The organism is Pseudomonas sp. GB2N2 (assembly GCF_054897705.1).
On record NZ_CM142701.1, the window covers coordinates 5787971 to 5804855 of the forward strand.

Annotated in this window: 15 protein-coding genes; 8 read left to right on the forward strand and 7 right to left on the reverse strand. The window is 58.2% G+C overall.

The features are described 5' to 3' along the window. Positions 1–152: 152 nt before the first annotated feature. The 4 genes from ACYZT4_RS26895 to ACYZT4_RS26910 form a co-directional block, all read right to left on the reverse strand. Positions 153–2204, reverse strand: a complete 2052-nt coding sequence (locus tag ACYZT4_RS26895) for a putative bifunctional diguanylate cyclase/phosphodiesterase (protein WP_461984114.1) — start codon at positions 2202–2204, stop codon at positions 153–155. Positions 2205–2563: 359 nt separating this feature from the next. Then, positions 2564–3160: a superoxide dismutase gene (locus ACYZT4_RS26900; RefSeq protein WP_420646239.1), complete on the reverse strand. Its 597-nt coding sequence runs from the start codon at positions 3158–3160 to the stop codon at positions 2564–2566. A 176-nt stretch (positions 3161–3336) separates the two neighbouring features. Next, complete coding sequence (locus ACYZT4_RS26905) at positions 3337–3939, reverse strand: LysE/ArgO family amino acid transporter (protein ID WP_461984116.1); 603 nt, start codon at positions 3937–3939, stop codon at positions 3337–3339. A gap of 5 nt (positions 3940–3944) precedes the next feature. Beyond that, positions 3945–4346 carry an ACT domain-containing protein gene (locus ACYZT4_RS26910; RefSeq protein WP_461984118.1) on the reverse strand — a complete coding sequence of 134 codons (402 nt, stop codon included), beginning with the start codon at positions 4344–4346 and terminating at the stop codon, positions 3945–3947. A 95-nt stretch (positions 4347–4441) separates the two neighbouring features. On the opposite strand from ACYZT4_RS26910, the gene ACYZT4_RS26915 reads away from it, so the two are divergent. The 4 genes from ACYZT4_RS26915 to ACYZT4_RS26930 all read left to right on the forward strand — a co-directional run bounded on the left by ACYZT4_RS26915 (position 4442) and on the right by ACYZT4_RS26930 (position 8370). Then, positions 4442–5329, forward strand: coding sequence for a LysR family transcriptional regulator ArgP (locus ACYZT4_RS26915; RefSeq protein ID WP_461984120.1), 888 nt, complete (start codon positions 4442–4444; stop codon positions 5327–5329). Positions 5330–5435: 106 nt separating this feature from the next. Continuing rightward, on the forward strand, positions 5436–6428 hold the full coding sequence (locus ACYZT4_RS26920) for an NAD-dependent epimerase/dehydratase family protein (protein WP_461984122.1): 993 nt from the start codon (positions 5436–5438) through the stop codon (positions 6426–6428). Positions 6429–6535: 107 nt separating this feature from the next. Then, positions 6536–7402: an ATPase gene (locus ACYZT4_RS26925; protein WP_461984124.1), complete on the forward strand. Its 867-nt coding sequence runs from the start codon at positions 6536–6538 to the stop codon at positions 7400–7402. Positions 7403–7521: 119 nt separating this feature from the next. Then, positions 7522–8370, forward strand: a complete 849-nt coding sequence (locus ACYZT4_RS26930) for a cache domain-containing protein (RefSeq protein WP_461984125.1) — start codon at positions 7522–7524, stop codon at positions 8368–8370. A gap of 106 nt (positions 8371–8476) precedes the next feature. Here the strand turns inward: ACYZT4_RS26930 and ACYZT4_RS26935 are convergent, their stop codons facing one another. Further along, positions 8477–9994: an MDR family MFS transporter gene (locus ACYZT4_RS26935; protein WP_461984127.1), complete on the reverse strand. Its 1518-nt coding sequence runs from the start codon at positions 9992–9994 to the stop codon at positions 8477–8479. Between the two features lie 78 nt (positions 9995–10072). After that, positions 10073–11266 (reverse strand): 4-hydroxybenzoate 3-monooxygenase, encoded by a 1194-nt coding sequence (gene pobA / locus ACYZT4_RS26940; protein ID WP_461984129.1) that lies wholly within the window; start codon positions 11264–11266, stop codon positions 10073–10075. Between the two features lie 179 nt (positions 11267–11445). Between pobA and ACYZT4_RS26945 the strand changes: the two genes are divergently transcribed. Further along, the gene (locus ACYZT4_RS26945; protein ID WP_461984130.1) at positions 11446–12342 is read left to right on the forward strand and encodes a helix-turn-helix domain-containing protein; all 897 of its coding nucleotides are present in this window, start codon (positions 11446–11448) and stop codon (positions 12340–12342) included. A gap of 389 nt (positions 12343–12731) precedes the next feature. On the opposite strand, the gene ACYZT4_RS26950 is transcribed toward ACYZT4_RS26945, so the two are convergent. Beyond that, the gene (locus ACYZT4_RS26950; RefSeq protein WP_461984131.1) at positions 12732–13637 is read right to left on the reverse strand and encodes a LysR family transcriptional regulator; all 906 of its coding nucleotides are present in this window, start codon (positions 13635–13637) and stop codon (positions 12732–12734) included. Between the two features lie 114 nt (positions 13638–13751). On the opposite strand from ACYZT4_RS26950, the gene ACYZT4_RS26955 reads away from it, so the two are divergent. The 3 genes from ACYZT4_RS26955 to ACYZT4_RS26965 all read left to right on the forward strand — a co-directional run bounded on the left by ACYZT4_RS26955 (position 13752) and on the right by ACYZT4_RS26965 (position 16858). Then, a complete protein-coding gene (locus tag ACYZT4_RS26955) occupies positions 13752–14630 on the forward strand; it encodes an MBL fold metallo-hydrolase (protein WP_461984132.1) in 879 nt (292 codons plus the stop codon). Positions 14631–14687: 57 nt separating this feature from the next. Beyond that, on the forward strand, positions 14688–15302 hold the full coding sequence (locus tag ACYZT4_RS26960) for an NAD(P)-dependent oxidoreductase (RefSeq protein WP_461984133.1): 615 nt from the start codon (positions 14688–14690) through the stop codon (positions 15300–15302). A gap of 317 nt (positions 15303–15619) precedes the next feature. After that, positions 15620–16858 (forward strand): alpha-xenorhabdolysin family binary toxin subunit A, encoded by a 1239-nt coding sequence (locus ACYZT4_RS26965; RefSeq protein ID WP_461984135.1) that lies wholly within the window; start codon positions 15620–15622, stop codon positions 16856–16858. Positions 16859–16885: the final 27 nt, after the last annotated feature.

Consider the following 16885-nt stretch of genomic DNA (forward strand, 5'->3'; position numbering starts at 1 on the left):
TCGAGAGGGGGTGGTATAGCGCAGCAAGCGCGCAAAACTGCGACATAATGCAAATCTTTCGCATTATGTGTAAAGGGTTGTGCTTGGAAATATTTCTTATTCAGGCGGGGAGATGTGCTTTCTGTAGGAGCAAGCTCGCTCCTACAGTGTTGCTACAAAATGGCGGCATTACTGCGCTGGGCCTGTTTCAGGTAGACGCCCAATTCCCGCGCCGGCAGCGGCTTGCTGTAAAAGTAGCCCTGACCTTCGTGGCAGCCTTCGGAGATGATGTAGGCCTCTTGCTCGGCGGTTTCCACGCCTTCGGCAATAACCTGCATGCCCAGGCTCTTGCCCAGCTGAATGATCGCCCGAACGATGGTCGCATCGTCGTCGTCATCCAGCAGGTCCTGGACGAAGCTCTTGTCGATCTTGATCTTGTCCAGCGGCAGGCTTTTCAGGTAACTCAGGGACGAATAGCCGGTGCCGAAGTCATCAATGGCGATCAGCGCACCGGAACGACGCAGGCTCAGCAAGTGCTGGGCGGCGGTGCTGATGTCTTCCATCAGGCCGGTCTCGGTCACTTCCAGTTCCAGGCTGCGTGGTGGCAGGCGGTACATCTGCAGCAGGTTGTTGACCACTCGCGGCAGCTCGGCGTGGTGCAGTTGCACGGTGGACAGGTTTACGGCCATGCGCAGGTCGGTGAAGCCCTGGTCATGCCAGTCGCGTAATTGTTTGCAGGCCTGGTCCAGCACCCATTCGCCGATGGCAATGATGGTGCCGTTCTGCTCGGCCAACGGGATGAACAGGTCCGGCGGTACCAGCCCGTGTTCGGGATGCTGCCAGCGAATCAGCGCTTCGACGCCCACCACCCGGTTATCGCGGTAGCTGATCTGCGGTTGGTAGACGAGGTAGAACTGATCTCGGGTGAGGGCGTCGCGCAGGTCTTTTTCCAGTTCGCGACGACGGCGCATTTCGGTGTCGACGCTGGCGATATAGAACTGATAACGGTTGCGCGAGCGGGTCTTGGCCAGGGTCATGGTCTGCTCGGCCTTTTGCAGCAGCTTCTCGGTGCTGTCACCGTCCTCGGGGAACAGGGTGATGCCGATAGTGGCGCGCAGGCGGATTTCCTGATGATCGAGGGCGAACGCTGCTTCCAGGTCATCGAGAATACTTTGGGCGAGTTCGGCCGCTTCATAAGGTTGTTCGATATCGGCCTGAACCAGAGCGAACTGGTCGCCGCCGAGGCGGGCGAGGGCGCCAAGGCGACCGCTGTGGGCGCGCAGTCGATCGGCCAGAGCCAGCAACAGTTGGTCGCCCGTCTGGTAGCTGAACTGTTCGTTGATGCCCTTGAAGTCGTCGAGACCGACTACCAGCACCGCGACCCGACGCTGTAACTTGCCGGCATCGACGAGGATTTTGTCCAGTTGTTGCTGTAATTGCTGGCGGTTCGGCAGACCGGTGAGGAAATCGTACTGGGCCATGCGCAGCAGGCTGTTTTCCGCTTCGTGGCGCAGGTGGGTATTGCGCTCGATGGATTCGAGCAACTGGTTGGCGGTGTTGATCCAGATACCCAGTTCGTTTTTTTCGTGTCCCCGGAGCTGCGGAATCTTGTGCTCGCTGGGCCGGTCCGGGTTGATTTCGGTGAGATGCTCGATGATCCGCGACAGCGGCTTGGTCAGCAGCCAGTGATAGACCAGATACAGCACCAGTCCCATGGCCAGGGCGCGCAATACCCCGGAAATGAAGATGATCACCGAACTGACGATAAACCCTTGCCCGTAGGTGGCGGTGTCGAGGGTGATGCTGAGGTCGCCGTAATATTCGCTGTAGGGGCCACGGCCCACCAATTGGGTGGTGAAGGTACGTTCCTTGCCGAGAATCAGGTCGGTCAGCCAGCGACTGCTGGAGTGCTGCAGGTCGCGGGACTTTTGCGCGAGCATGGCTTCGTTGGGATGGCCAATGGAGGCCTGGCGCACAGCGTCGTCCTGAAACAGACCTTCGATAACCTGCATGCCCATCTCGCGGTCCAGGCTGTAGACGGCCTGGGTCGAGGGGTCGCGGAACATGTCGAGGATGCGCTGCGCATCACCGGCTACTGCCTGGCGTGTTTTATAGGCATCGAAAACGATCTGCGCGCAGCTCAAGACCACGCCGACGATCAATGCCGACAGGAGCACGACCCGGAGCAACTTCACCGACAAGCTGTTCTTGAGTTCCAGCTTCAAAGAGTCATTCCTTGTTCCGTGCAGGTAGCATCAAGTTGCCATGAGTATTGGCAATCCCGTGATGGCAGTCAAAGGGACAATCAATCACAGGGGAATTCGCCTGTGGCTTGGCCGAAATGCTGTTGCCTGGAGTTTTTGCCCAATTAGTACTGTGTCGGTAGTGGAGTCCTTCAACTTGAGGGGGGGGTGGACATATTTTCCTTTTCGTTGATGTTAGACGTCTGTGGCGTTGGGGCAAGGGGCTTAATGCTGGTTTCATTGTCGGATATCAGCACTCTGCAATACCTCGATTGCCTACAGTGGAACGGCGCTCCATAAAAAAACCCGGCAAAAGCCGGGTTTTTTGACTGGTGTCGATCTTAAGCAGTAAAGGTTTTGCCTTCGAACTGCTCAGCCACGAATTTCCAGTTGACCAGGTTCCAGAACGCTTCGACGTACTTCGGACGAACGTTGCGGTAGTCGATGTAGTAAGCGTGTTCCCAGACGTCGCAGGTCAGCAGTGGGGTGTCGCCGCTGGTCAGCGGGTTGCCGGCGCCGATGGTGCTGGCCAGGGCCAGGGAACCGTCCGCCTTTTTCACCAGCCAGCCCCAACCGGAACCGAAGGTGCCGATGGAGGTTTTGCTGAATTCTTCTTTGAACTTGTCGAACGAACCGAAGGAAGCATTGATCGCTTCAGCCAGTGCGCCGGTTGGTTGACCGCCGGCGTTTGGTGCCAGGCAGTTCCAGTAGAAAGTGTGGTTCCACACTTGAGCGGCGTTGTTGAAGATACCGCCCGAGGAAGATTTGACGATCTCTTCCAGAGTCTTGCCTTCGAACTCGGTGCCTGGCACCAGGTTGTTCAGGTTCACGACGTAGGTGTTGTGGTGCTTGTCGTGGTGAAATTCCAAGGTTTCCTTGGAGATGTGCGGCTGCAGGGCATCGTGTGCGTAAGGCAGCGGCGGCAATTCGAAAGCCATGATGATTCTCCTAATCAGGTCAGTTGCGGTGGTCGCAAGGCCGATCACGGGCGGCCGGACAAGCGCCGGGGAGTTTGTACTCTTTGCGGCGCATCGAACCGGATCATAGCACCGGGGGTGCGGCATAACCACGCAACAACTGTGTGGAATAGAGGTTCCAGAGCCTTTTGGAATAATCAGGACGCGAGGATCAACTGCCCGGCTACGGTGAACATCATGACCGCCACCAGCAAATCGAGAATCCGCCACGTACTCGGCCGGGCCAGCCACGGCGCCAGCCACGCAGCGCCCAGCGCCAAAGTGAAAAACCACAGCAGCGATGCACTGGCCGCACCGACCACATAAGCCCCGGGCTCGGTCTGTTGGGCACCAAGGGAGCCGATCAGCAACACGGTATCCAGATAAACGTGCGGGTTGAGCAATGTCACCGCCAACGCACTTAGCATCACCGCGCGCAGGGAACGTACCGTCTGGCTTTCATCCTGTTGCAGACTTTGTTTCGAGCAGGCGCGACGCAGTGCGAGGCTGCCGTACCAGAGCAAAAATGCCGCACCGCCCCAGCGAGCGATGGCGAGCAACGTCGGGTTTTGCGCCAGCACGGTCGCCAGACCGAACACACCGGCCGCCACCAGCAGCGCATCGCAGATCACGCAGAGTGCCGCCACCGGCAGGTGATGTTCACGCCGCAGGCTCTGGGCCAGCACAAAAGCGTTCTGGGTGCCGATCGCCATGATCAGCCCCGCGGCCACCAACAGGCCGTTCACGTAGCTTTGCCACATAGGTCCTACTCCGCGTTCGCTGCCAGATCGCGCAACACTTGCATGGCGCGCTCGGCATCGGCTTGACCGACGAATAAATGATCGTGGTAGTAACCGGCGATCACGTTGCAGCTGATTCCGGCCTGACCCAATGCCGTGGCAAACGCCGCCGTCAGTCCGACGGCTTGCAGCGCCGAATGCACGTTCAGGGTGATCCAGGCAGCCACGTAGTCGAAGTCGAAACCGGCCTGTTCGGCGTGGGAACGTTGCAGGATCACCGTCAGACCTTCCTGCTCGCGAAAGCTGCCGACGACCTCCAGATCCAACGGCAACTGCCCGTCAGGCAAGGTGCAGAACACATACTCGCCGGCATTCAGTTGCGGGCTCATGCTGCGCAGCAATGTCGCCAAAGAAGTTTCGCCAGCCATGTCAGTGATCCTTGCTCAAGAGTTCTTGCGGGCATTCTCCGCTGCTAACCTGTATAAGAAAAACCAATCATGCTGATCGCTCATTAGGAAAACTGATGTTCGACTATAAGTTGCTTTCTGCGCTGGCTGCGGTAGTCGAGCAAGCCGGTTTTGAACGCGCCGCGCAGGTACTCGGCTTGTCGCAATCGGCGATCTCCCAGCGCATCAAACTGCTGGAAGCGCGGGTCGGCCAACCGGTGCTGGTGCGCGTCACACCGCCGGCTCCTACGGAAATCGGTCGGCGCCTGCTCAACCATGTGCAGCAAGTGCGCTTGCTTGAGCGCGATCTGCAGACGCTGGTCCCGGCGCTGGACGAAGAGGGCCTGCCAGAGCGTCTGCGCATCGCCCTGAATGCTGACAGCCTCGCCACTTGGTGGGCTGAAGCGGTCGGTGAGTTTTGCGCCGAACAACACCTGTTGCTCGATCTGGTGGTCGAGGACCAGACCGTTGGCCTCAAGCGCATGCGCGCGGGCGAGGTGGCGGCGTGTGTCTGTGCCAGCGAACGTCCGGTGGCGGGCGCGCGCAGTGTCCTGTTGGGCGCGATGCGCTATCGCGCGTTGGCCAGCCCGGCGTTTATCGCCCGGCATTTTCCTCAAGGCGTTCGCGCTGATCAGCTGTCGAAAACCCCGGCGCTGGTGTTTGGCCCGGACGATTTCCTACAGCATCGCTACCTCGCATCCCTCGGCGTTGACGGCGGTTTCGAACACCATTTATGCCCGTCGTCCGAAGGCTTCATTCGCCTGACCGAAGCTGGACTTGGCTGGGGGCTGGTGCCTGAGTTGCAAGTCCGCGATCAGTTGGAACGCGGGGTTTTACGCGAGCTTTTGCCAGATAAGCCCATCGATGTGCCGCTGTACTGGCATCATTGGCGCAATGGCGGTCAGTTGCTCGGGTTGCTGACCGATCAATTGGTGCGCTCGTCCAGGCAATGGTTGGTGGCTTAGGGGCAGCTACGAGCGTCAAGCTTCAAGCCGCAAGTGAAGAGCTTGCGTACCGTTTTAACTTGCAGCTTGAAGCTTGAAGCTCGCAGCTGCTCCTGTGGAGTACTACATGAAAATTCTGGTCACCGGCGCAAGCGGCTTCATTGGCGGACGCTTTGCGCGTTTCGCCCTGGAGCAGGGCCTGGACGTGCGGGTCAACGGGCGCCGGGCCGAAAGCGTCGAACACCTGGTGCGCCGGGGTGCCGAGTTCATACCTGGCGATTTGAGCGACCCGGAACTGGTGCGTGATCTGTGTTCCGATGTCGAGGCGGTGGTGCATTGCGCCGGGGCTGTCGGCGTGTGGGGCCGTTATCAGGATTTTCATCTGGGCAACGTGCAGGTCACCGAAAACGTGGTCGAAGCCTGTCTGAAGCAGCGGGTGCGACGGCTGGTGCATTTGTCCTCGCCGTCGATCTACTTCGACGGCCGCGATCACCTCGGCCTGACCGAAGAACAGGTGCCCAAACGCTTCAAACACCCTTATGCCGCGACCAAATACCTTGCCGAGCAAAAGGTCTTCGGTGCCCAGGAATTTGGCCTCGAAACCCTGGCCCTGCGCCCGCGCTTCGTGACGGGTGCCGGCGACATGAGCATCTTCCCGCGGCTATTGAAAATGCAGCGTAAAGGTCGACTGGCCATTGTCGGCAACGGCCTGAACAAGGTGGATTTCACCAGCGTGCAAAACCTCAACGAGGCGTTGCTCAGCAGTTTGCTGGCCAGCGGATCGGCGCTGGGCAAGGCCTACAACATCAGCAACGGAACGCCGGTTCCGTTGTGGGACGTGGTCAATTACGTCATGCGCAAAATGGACGTCCCACAGGTGACTCGCTACCGCTCTTACGGCCTGGCCTACAGCGTGGCGGCGCTCAACGAAGGCGTGTGCAAGCTGTGGCCGGGACGCCCCGAGCCGACCCTGTCGCGCCTTGGCATGCAAGTCATGAACAAAAGCTTCACCCTGGACATCAGTCGCGCGAGGCATTATCTGGACTACGATCCGAAAGTCGGCCTCTGGGCCGCCCTCGACGAATTCTGCGGCTGGTGGAAGGCTCAGGACATCCGCTGAAAAATCCCGTTACTGAACGGTGAGTGGGGTACAGGGTCAATCGATGCGGCTGACCGGTTTATACTGCGCCGCATCAAGCCATACCACGTTCCATAAAGGTTGCCTCAATGCCCATGCGTAACGATGCCAACGACGACTTCGACGATGTACCGAGCCTGCGTGCCGACAGTCTCGACGACGATGACTTTGTGCCCACCACCCGCACCGCCGTGCATTCGCGCACGCCAACGGTGGCCAAGGTCAAGGCGGCGAGCACCGGTCCGTTATGGGCATTGGTAGGCGCTTTGTTCTTTGCGTTCGCCGGTCTTGCGTGGTGGAGCTTTCAGCAGATTTCGCTGATGGAGCAGCAACTGGTGGCGACCCAGGAAAGTTTCGCGCGCATCAGCGAGGATGCGGCGGGGCGCTTGCAGGACATTTCCGGCAAGGTAGTTGCCAGCCAGACCAACGTCACCAGCGACAGCGAAGCGCTGAAACAGCAGATCAAGCAGCTGGAAACCCAGCTCCTCGATCAGGGCAAGCAGCAGCAAGGTGTGGTCGGCCAGACCACCGACCTGGACAAGCGCCTGGCGCAAATGACCGCGCAGACCACGGATCTGGATAAACGCCTGGCACAACTCACGGCCCTGGACACCGAGCACCAGACCGCCAATACGCAATTGCAGGCCCAGGTCAAAGCCTTGAACAGCGAACTGGCCACGCTGAAAAGCGCCCCGGCGGAGGGCGATAAATTCGACGCCCAGTTGAAAAGCCTCGGCTCTGACATCGTTGCGCTGAAAAAACAAGGCAATCCGAGTGCGGCTATCGAACGCCTGGAGCAGGACATGATCGTCCTCAAAAGCGAGCAGGATAACCGCCCGGCCGGCACGTCCAGCACCGCCGAATTTGACGCGTTCCGTAGCCAGGTCACTCGCAACCTCAACACCCTTCAGGCGCAGATCCAGAATTTGCAGCAGCAGCTGCGAACCAAGCCTTGAAGGTGAAGGCCCGGTAATCCGCTGCAATACCCTTTTGCAGATTGCGTTCGCTGAATATCCATCCATGCCCCCATTGCCGTCTACGCTCTTGAAACACCGATAAGAGCGAGGGATGGGCAATGGGGGTTTTGCATAAGTTGGCGCTGCTGGGCGCGACGCTGTTGCTGTGCCTGGGTCAGGTTCAAGCTGCCGGCACCGAGAAGGATGACAGTCAGGCCGCCAAGGCCCTGCTGGAAAAAGCCCTGGCCTATTACCACGACAATGGTGACAAGGCGTTTGCGGCGTTCAGTCGTCAGGGCGAATTCGTCGACAAGGATCGTTATGTGTTCGTGCTCGACACCAATGGCAAGATGCTCGCCAGCGGCGGACCGTCGTCCGCGTTGATCGGCCGCGACGTGTCCGACGTGCTCGGGCCTGACTTGCAGAAAGCCTTCAAGGACGCGTTGAAAGTGCCGGAAGGCAATGGCATCCAGCAGGCCGAATATCGCTGGCAGAACTGGTCAGACGGCAAGATCGAGCGCAAACATGTGTTCTATCAGCGTGTCGGCCAGCGGATTCTGGCGGTGGGTTACTACCTGCCGCGGGCTTCGGCGGAACAGGCGATGGCGTTGCTCAACAAAGCGGCCACCGATCTGGCGAAGGATGAAAAGGGCACGCTGACGGCGATCAATTCACTCAAGGGCGGTTATTTGCAGGATGACCTGTATGTGTTTGTCGTCGACGTGAATAGCCGGCGTTATGTCGCTCATGGCACCAACCTGCGCTTGATCAATACTGATTTTGGCAAGATCAACGACCCGGAAGGCAAGCCGGTGGGCGAGCCGATCCTCGCGTTGATCGCCAAACAGGATTACGGCGAATACGCCTATCGCTGGAAAAACCCGGTGACCGGCAAGGTAGAAGACAAGCATGCGTACCTGAAAAAGGTCGGGCACTTTCTGGTGGCGGTTGGTTATTACAGCCCTTGATTGTGGGTTGTTGGTACCGACGCCATCGCTGGCAAGCCAGCTGCCACAGGGTGCGCGTCGGTTTTATAGGAGCTGGCTCGCCAGCGATGGCCGCGCCCTGGTGTATCTACCGAACTTTATCCTCGCGCCCCCGCAACACCTGGTTCGGCATCGCAATCGCCGCCGCCAGCCCCAGCAGCGACACCGCCGCACTGACCAGCAGCAAGTGCCTGAAGGTCAACAGCAGTTCCGCGCGCAAGGCGTTTTGCGCTTCCCCCGGTGCGGCATTCAAGCCATCCAGCAAGACATTGCCGGAACTGCCTTCGGCAATCAGCGTCGAGCCGGCCATGTGGGCGAAACTCGAATCCTGCAGCAACGCCAGCAACAGCGCCGACATCAACGCCACGCCCACCGCGCCACCCAAAGAGCGGAACAGATTGGTGGTGCTGGTCGCGACGCCAATGTCCCGTTGTTCCACCGAGTTCTGCGTTCCGACCAATGACGTCGGAAACTGCATGCCAGAGGCGATACCGCAGAGCAGCATGAACACACTGCTGAGGATCACCGCTTGTGGCGGGGTGAACGCCATGCCGATGATCGAGACCGGCATGAGAATGGCGCCGCCGAGGATCATCGGCTTGTAGCGCCCGGTCACCGAGGTTCGGCGCCCAGCGAAATAGGCGCCGACAGGCAAGCCAATCGCCAGCGGCAGCAGGTGCAGCGCGGCACTGTCGGCCCCGGCGCCGGTGACGCTCTGGAAGCGCAACGGCATCAGCACGATCAGCGAGATGGCCTGGAAACTGGTGAAGAAAATCGTGCACCAGCACAGGATCGCATTGCGGTTGGCAAACAGGTGCATGGGCAACAAAGGCTCGCGCGCACGGCGTTCATGCCAGACGAACAGGGCCAGGACGAGCACCGCGCACCCGAGCAAACCTAGCACTTCAGCGCTGCGCCACGAATGACCCTGACCGACTTGAAGGATGCCGAGCAACAATGCCGTCAGCCCGATGATCATCAGCAGTGTGCCAAGGTAGTCGATGACCGGTTTGCGCTGCGGCACCGGTAACCCGACCAGCGTGTGCCGGGCGACCAGCCACGCGCCAAGGCCCAATGGCAAGTTGATCAGGAACACCCAGCGCCACGACAGGTACTCGGTCATGTAGCCGCCCAACACCGGGCCGGCGACGCTGGCCACCGCGTACATGCTGCTGAAATAACCTTGGTAGCGACCGCGTTCGCGGGGCGGCACGATGTCCCCGATGATCGCCTGGCTGACCGAAATCATCCCGCCAGCGCCGATGCCTTGAATAATCCGCGCCAGCACCAGTTGCTCCATGCTCTGGGCCATGCCGCAGAAGAACGAAGCAATCGTGAACAGCCCCATGCCGAACAACATCAACGTGCGCCGCCCGTACAGGTCGCCCAGTTTGCCGTAGATCGGCACGGCCACGGTCATCGCCACCATGTACCCGGAAATCACCCAGGCCAGCAGGCTGACGTCCTTGAATTGCGCGGAAATGGCCGGCATCGATACGGCGACGATGGTCTGGTCCAGCGCACCGAGAAAGATCGCCAGCATCAGCGAAATCAGCACGCTGCGGATGGCCGGTTTGGGCGATTCAGGCTGGTTGAGATTGGTCACGGGAAAACCTGCGGGCGGTGATTAACCCGCTTGCAGCAAGGCGAACGGGGATGCTCGCCAGTGTAAGTCGATAGCAGGCTATTCGATAGCCTCGTATGGAAGCCCGACGTAATTTTCTGCAATGGTTTTACGACCGGCCTCGGAGTCAACGAAGTAGTCGAGTTCCGATTCGGCGATCCGCTGGCTGAACGCATCGTGATCATCAAAACGGTGCAGCATCGAGGTCATCCACCCGCTGAATCGCTCAGCTTTCCAAACCCGACGCAGGCAGACCTCGGAGTATTTCTCCAGCAGATCGACACGGCCTTCGCGGTACACCTTCAGCAGGATATTGAACAACGTACTGACGTCGCTCGCCGCCAGATTCAAGCCTTTGGCACCCGTGGGCGGAACAATGTGTGCGGCGTCACCAACGAGGAACATCCGTCCGTACTGCATCGGTTCGACCACGAAACTGCGCAACGGCGCGATGCTTTTTTCGATGGACGGTCCCGTCACGAGCAACTCGGCGTGCGCCGCCGGCAAACGGGATTTGAGTTCGTCCCAGAAACGCTGATCGGACCAATCGTCGACTTTTTCGTCTGCAGGTACCTGAAGGTAGTAGCGGGTGCGGGTTGCCGAACGCATGCTGCACAGGGCAAAACCGCGCGCATGACGGGCGTAGACCAGTTCATCGTGAGCCGGCGGGGTGTCGGCGAGAATCCCTAGCCAGCCGAATGGATACACGCGTTCGAACACTTTGAGGTTCTTGGCCGGAATCGATTGTCGTGCCACGCCGTGAAAACCGTCGCACCCGGCGATGTAGTCGCAATCGAGCCGCCAGTCTTCGCCGTCCTTTTCGAACGTCAGGAACGGCTTATCGGTTTTCATGCCGTGGGGCACCACATTGCCGGCTTCATAAATCGTTTTGGCACCTGTCTCCCGACGAGCGGCCATCAGGTCGCGGGTGACCTCGGTCTGGCCGTAGATCATCACGGTTTTGCCACCGGTGAGGGCCTGCAGATCAATGTGGACGCGGCGCCCTTCGAGGGCCAGTTCGAAGCCGCCGTGGACCAGTCCTTCGGCGTCCATCCGCTGGCCCACACCGGCCTGGCGCAGCAGCTCTACCATGCCTCGTTCGAGAACGCCGGCGCGGATTCGACCGAGCACATAGTCGGGGCTTTGGCGTTCGAGGATGAGGGTGTCGATACCGGCGTTGTGCAGCAATTGGCCGAGCAGCAAACCAGAAGGGCCGGCACCGATGATGGCGATTTGGGTTTTCAGCGTTTTCATTGTTTTTAGGACTCGCAAGCTCCACACGACCAGAGTCGGTGAATTGTTTTTATGGATCGAGTGCTTGCATTTTTCACTTGCGGGTCGGTCAATTGAAGGTGAAAACTGAGCCGAAAGCTGCACATTCTGCCAATCGGTGCGATTATCGCCCGCCACCTCCCGAGGCCTGGATTGAAGTTATGAACAAGCCTGCCCTGCCTTCGATACCGGTGTTCAAGCTCTACGGTGAAAGCCTGGAATGGCCCACCCCGGACTTGTTGCATTGTGAAACCATTTCCAAACGCAGCCGCGAACATCAGTGGGAAATCAAACCTCATCGCCACGCCGATTTATGCCAGTTGCTCTTCGTGTTCAAAGGTCAGGCAGAGCTTGAAATCGAAGGCAAACGTACGCAGCTGAGCGAGCCGACAATGTTGGTGCTGCCGCCGTTATCGGTGCACGGTTACCGTTTTTCGGAAGACGTCGATGGGTTTGTCGTGACCCTGGCTGCGCCGCTGGTCGCGCATCTCCAGGCGCAACTGGGCAACTCGGTCAACGCGCTGGCCCAGGCCGACAGTTATCCAGCCGGCGCGGACAGTGACTACCTGAACAGTCTGTTTGCTGCGTTGCAGAGTGAGTACACCGGCCACCAGCCTGCCCGGGAAATGCTCATGCATTCGCTGGTCAGCGTGATTCTGGTGTGGGTCAGCCGCCAGGCGCTTCAGCGTCGCTCCGCCAGCCAGCGTCCGCAGCGCGCGCGGGAATACCTCAACGGATTTATCCAACTGGTGGAAGAGACGTATCGCCAGCACGTCAAGGTCGAGGACCTCGCGCATCGGCTAGGGATTTCGGTGTCGCACCTCAACGGCACCTGCCGTGAACTGGCGGGACAACCGGCGTTGCAGATCATGCACGAGCGGCAACTGCTGGAGGCCAAGCGCTTGCTGACCTACACCAGCATGACCATTTACGAAATGTCCGACGTATTGGGGTTTTCCGATCCGACCAACTTCACGCGGTTGTTCCGACGCCGGGTCGGGATCTCGCCCAAGGCATTTCGCGACCGCTTGAAGGCCGATCAGGACAACGAGGCCTGAACCTCTCCGTTACCGGAGCGCGTTAAGTGTCGCGTTGTGGGGGATGCAGCGCTCAAAGTTGCAGCTCGCGTATTCACGCGGCAGTTGCCGCAACTGCTCGACTCGCCACGCGGCTGTGCCGTATAGCGCCAGCGTGGCTGCGCACGTGATGAAAATCGCGAAATATCTTCTTGTTTTGATGTTCATGGCGTTGACCTCTGAACGAATACCCTCGGGTACTTCTTTCAGCATAGGTCAGCGGTGGTGAGTTGCCAGTCTGTCCGCATTTACATTTGCCCCTGCAGGAGCCAGCTTGCTGGCGATGGACGCACGGGCACCGCGACTATCCAGGAACCCCGCTCTATCTTTAACGACCATTACCGGCAAGCTGGCTCCTACAGCGGATCGGGTTACAAACCGATATCCCACGCCGGTTCCTCGGGAAACCTCAACACCAGAAAATCCAGCACGCTGCGCAACGCTGCGGGCATGTGCTTGCGCGAGGCATAGACGGCGTAGATGTTCATCTGGCGCGGTTCTGCCTGAGGTAACAGACGTATCAATTCACCACTGTGGATGTGCACACCGGCCTGATAACTCGGCAACATCGCCACGCCCGCGCCGGCGATTGTTGCCCGCAGCAGCGTGCTGGCTTCATTGGCGCTGATGTTGCCCTGAACCGCGATCGAGACCGGCTCGCCGTCCTCCTCGAAATGCCACAGGCTTTTGCCGAAATAGGAGTGCGTCAGGCAATTATGTTGGCTCAGGTCTTCGACTCGCTCCGGCGCCGGATGCTCTTGCAGATAAGCGGGAGCGGCGCAGATCACCGAGCGACAGACGGTCAGCCGCCGCGCGATGAGGTTCGGGTCCAGGTCATTGCTGGTGCGAATCGCCAGATCAATGCGCTCGTCCACCAGATTCACCGTACGGTCGAGCATCTGCAGGTCGATGCTGACGCCGGGGTAACGTTTGACGTAGGCCACCATTGCGTCGGCCAATTGCGCCTGGCCAAACGAGGTGCTGACGCTGATCCGCAACAGCCCCCGCGGCGCTTCGTCGGGTTCGCTGACGGCGGCCTGCATGTCCGAAGAAAGCTCGAGCATCTGCCGACAGCGTGGCAGGATTTCACTGCCGGCGGCGGTCAGGCTCAATTTGCGTGTGGTGCGGTGCATCAGGCGCGCGCCGACCCAGTCTTCCAGTTCCGCCAGATACCGCGAAACCACTGGACGCGAAAGCCCCAGGTGGTCAGCGGCGGCCGACTGGCTGCCGAGGTCGACCACGGTGACGAACACGCGCATTGCTTGCAGACGATCCATGATTTGCCCGATTTCAGAAACAAACTATGTCCCAGCATCGCATTTTTTGTAACGAATAAGGCAATTAAGCTCCACTCCATCGCCATCCACGGCGGTCGGACAATGGAGCACCACATGACAGGTTTCACTTCCCTCAAGCGTTTTTTGCTGGCCACCGCCACTGTCGGCTTCGCTGCACACGCGGCGGCCTCAACGTTGACACTCGACGTCTACAACCCAGGTGACAAGGCGATTTTCCCGGTGACCTCAGTGCTGGTCAGCGGCGAGAAAGACGCGATCCTGGTGGACGCGCAGTTCGGTAAATCCCAGGCCGAGCACGTGGTGGAAAAAATCCGCGCCAGCGGCAAACAACTGACCACCATTTACATCAGCCATGGTGACCCGGATTACTACTTCGGCCTCGACACCCTGACCACCGCATTCCCGAATGCAAAAGTGCTCGCCTCGCAACCGACCGTGGATCACATCCAGCAAACGGTCGAAGCAAAACTGGCGTACTGGGGCCCTAAACTGGGCCCTGACGCACCGGCCAAAGTCATTGTGCCGGGCGTGCTCAAGGGCGATAGCCTGATGCTTGAAGGGCAGAAGTTGCAGGTGGTCGGTCTTGAGGGCCCACAACCGGATCGAACTTTCGTGTGGATTGCGTCGATCAACGCCGTGGTCGGTGGCGTCGTTATTGCGGAAAATATTCACGTCTGGATGGCGGATACCCAAACCCCACAGTCACACGCCAACTGGTTGGCTACGCTCCATTCCATCGAAACCCTGAAACCGCACACCGTCGTGCCGGGTCACTACTTGGGCAATAGCGCGCGTTCGCTGGCGGCGGTGCAATTTACCGCTGATTACATCAAGGCTTTCGATGGAGAAACCGCCAAGGCCAAGGACTCTGCCGCACTGATCGCCTCCATGAAGAAACGCTACCCGGCGTTGGGCGAAGAAAGCTCTCTGGAGCTGAGCGCCAAAGTCGCCAAGGGCGAAATGAAGTGGTAACCCTATTCACCCATTCACCCATTCACCCATTCACCCTGATCGATACTGGAGAACGCCATGAGCAACATCGCAATCATCGGTGCCACCGGCCGTGCCGGCAGCCAACTGTTGGAGGAAGCCCTGCGTCGCGGTCACACCGTCACGGCCATTGCCCGCGATACGTCGAAAATCGGCCAGCGCGCCGGTGTGATCAGCAAGAACGTCGACGCCCTGGATGCACACGCATTGCAAGCGGCGATCAGGGGACATGACGTGGTGATCAGCGCCGCGCAATTTGCGACCCTCCCTTCCAGTGCCGTCATCGGCCCGGTGAAGGAGGCCGCCGTAAAACGTTTGCTGGTGGTGGGCGGTGCCGGTTCGTTGTTGCTGCCGGATGGAACGCGCGTCATCGACAGCATTGGTTTCCCTGAAGCGTACAAAGCCGAGGCCAGTGCCGGTGCCCGGTTCCTCGAGAACCTGCGTCTGGAGGTGGATCTGAACTGGACCTTCCTGTCGCCATCGGCGGAGTTTGTCGACGGAGAGCGTACGGGCACGTTTCGAGTTGGCCAGGATAATTTGCTGGTGAGCCGTGCAGGGCGAAGCTGGATTAGCTTTGCTGATTATGCAATTGCCTTGATTGATGAAATCGACAAACCGGCACATCAGCGCCAACGATTTACCGTCGGTTACTAATATTCAGGCAATATAAAGCACGCGTCTTGCAATAAGGCGTGTGCTTTTTTTATTTAAAAAAACATCATGCATAATATTGTCAGTGGGTTTTAATAGTGGAGTTAAGTCATCGTTAAGTGCCGTACCTTTTAGTGATTATTTTCAGGTATTAAAATTCCATGGCATGTGGTTTTATTTTCCTACGTCATCGCTTCACAGTTCCGATTGAATATGAAAAGCCGACCGGTTAATGTTGTTTTGCATTGGTCATTCTTTCAGTTAGTTGAAGGGTGACGATTTGATTAATAGGTCTGTGATTTCTTTTAAATGGAATTTATATGGAAATGTCTACGAAACAGGATTTAGAAAACCAGTTAACACACGCTGCACTGGATGCAGTTAATAATCTGGAGGGAGTCGCGACGCTCGATGACGCCGCCAAATATGTACCGGTGCAATATTTTGGCGTGATGGCGGGTGAAGATGCCCCCGATTACAAGGATGGAACATTTATAGTCAAGAAAAGTAACATTGTCGCCATCAAACGCTATGTCAATTCGAGTCTGCGCCTACCAGTCGACTTGAGCGCGGTGGAGAAAATGCTTGCCTACACACGTGCTGATTCGGAGGGGCTGGAGCCGCGCGATATACAAGCTTTGCACCAGGAAATTCATAAACATGCGCTTTCCTGGGGAACACTGGAACGCGAAACCAAGAACCTCGGCGGCCGACTGGATCTGTTTTCCAAAGGCTTCATCAACACGGGTGAATTGATCGTCGATCGCCTGAAAGGCTTTCGCGGCTACCGGGATCTGGTGGGTACGGTCGATACGATGACACCAGAAGAACGGGCAATTTTGGCCGCGATACCACTCGGCAACTCTGACACCGAGAAGGTACAGAGCCTGGTTCGGTTCTTCGATCGGATGAAGGCTGATATCGAGAGTTTCTATAAGCGGGTCAGTGCAGTCAAAGCCCTCGCTTCTGAATTTTCTCGCAAAATCACGGAAGACCTCCTGCCTGTGATAACTGTCAAATTGCGTTATGTTGAAGCAGCCGGTATCGAAAAGGATGCCAGGGTCGAACATATAAAACGTGAACTTAAAGAGCTTGATCAAGCTGTCGCTGAAAAGCTCGATGAATACCGCAGTCTGGTTGGTTATGCGTTTACCGGGCTGGTGTTCGGGCCGATTGGTGTCGCTATTACGGGGGGCATATTCGGGTCTCAGGCTGAGCGTGTCAGGGGTGAAAAAAATGCATTGCTGGAGAAACGCACTGAGTTGTTGGAACAGATGCGTGGCGCCACTGTATCAAAGCTGATGAGTGAGTTGGCAGGCGGGCTAATTAATATACAGGCATTGATGAAGGATGCCGAAGAAGGCGCGAGGAATCTCGAAGACGTATGGGCGCTTATCTGGCTGTATATAGATGAGTCGGCGTCTCGATTGTCTGAGGCTGAAAACAGTCTGGATCTGAGTATGCTCGTACTTGATCTGGAATCGGTAATTGAGCCCTGGAAGGTCATCAAGGGTCACGCCAACGCATTGTCCAAGGTTTTCAATGAAGTAGTTGATTGAACCGAAGATTCAAATAATTCAAGGATG

Bases quoted from the DNA above. Each gene is read 5' to 3' on its own strand.
- ACYZT4_RS26910 (WP_461984118.1), bottom strand. From the start codon at position 4,346: ATGGCTGGCGAAACTTCTTTGGCGACATTGCTGCGCAGCATGAGCCCG.
- ACYZT4_RS26900 (WP_420646239.1), bottom strand. From the start codon at position 3,160: ATGGCTTTCGAATTGCCGCCGCTGCCTTACGCACACGATGCCCTGCAG.
- ACYZT4_RS26930 (WP_461984125.1), top strand. From the start codon at position 7,522: ATGGGGGTTTTGCATAAGTTGGCGCTGCTGGGCGCGACGCTGTTGCTG.
- ACYZT4_RS26955 (WP_461984132.1), top strand. From the start codon at position 13,752: ATGACAGGTTTCACTTCCCTCAAGCGTTTTTTGCTGGCCACCGCCACT.
- ACYZT4_RS26965 (WP_461984135.1), top strand. From the start codon at position 15,620: ATGGAAATGTCTACGAAACAGGATTTAGAAAACCAGTTAACACACGCT.
- pobA (WP_461984129.1), bottom strand. From the start codon at position 11,266: ATGAAAACGCTGAAAACCCAAATCGCCATCATCGGTGCCGGCCCTTCT.
- ACYZT4_RS26950 (WP_461984131.1), bottom strand. From the start codon at position 13,637: ATGGATCGTCTGCAAGCAATGCGCGTGTTCGTCACCGTGGTCGACCTC.
- ACYZT4_RS26925 (WP_461984124.1), top strand. From the start codon at position 6,536: ATGCCCATGCGTAACGATGCCAACGACGACTTCGACGATGTACCGAGC.
- ACYZT4_RS26920 (WP_461984122.1), top strand. From the start codon at position 5,436: ATGAAAATTCTGGTCACCGGCGCAAGCGGCTTCATTGGCGGACGCTTT.
- ACYZT4_RS26945 (WP_461984130.1), top strand. From the start codon at position 11,446: ATGAACAAGCCTGCCCTGCCTTCGATACCGGTGTTCAAGCTCTACGGT.
- ACYZT4_RS26915 (WP_461984120.1), top strand. From the start codon at position 4,442: ATGTTCGACTATAAGTTGCTTTCTGCGCTGGCTGCGGTAGTCGAGCAA.
- ACYZT4_RS26905 (WP_461984116.1), bottom strand. From the start codon at position 3,939: ATGTGGCAAAGCTACGTGAACGGCCTGTTGGTGGCCGCGGGGCTGATC.
- ACYZT4_RS26960 (WP_461984133.1), top strand. From the start codon at position 14,688: ATGAGCAACATCGCAATCATCGGTGCCACCGGCCGTGCCGGCAGCCAA.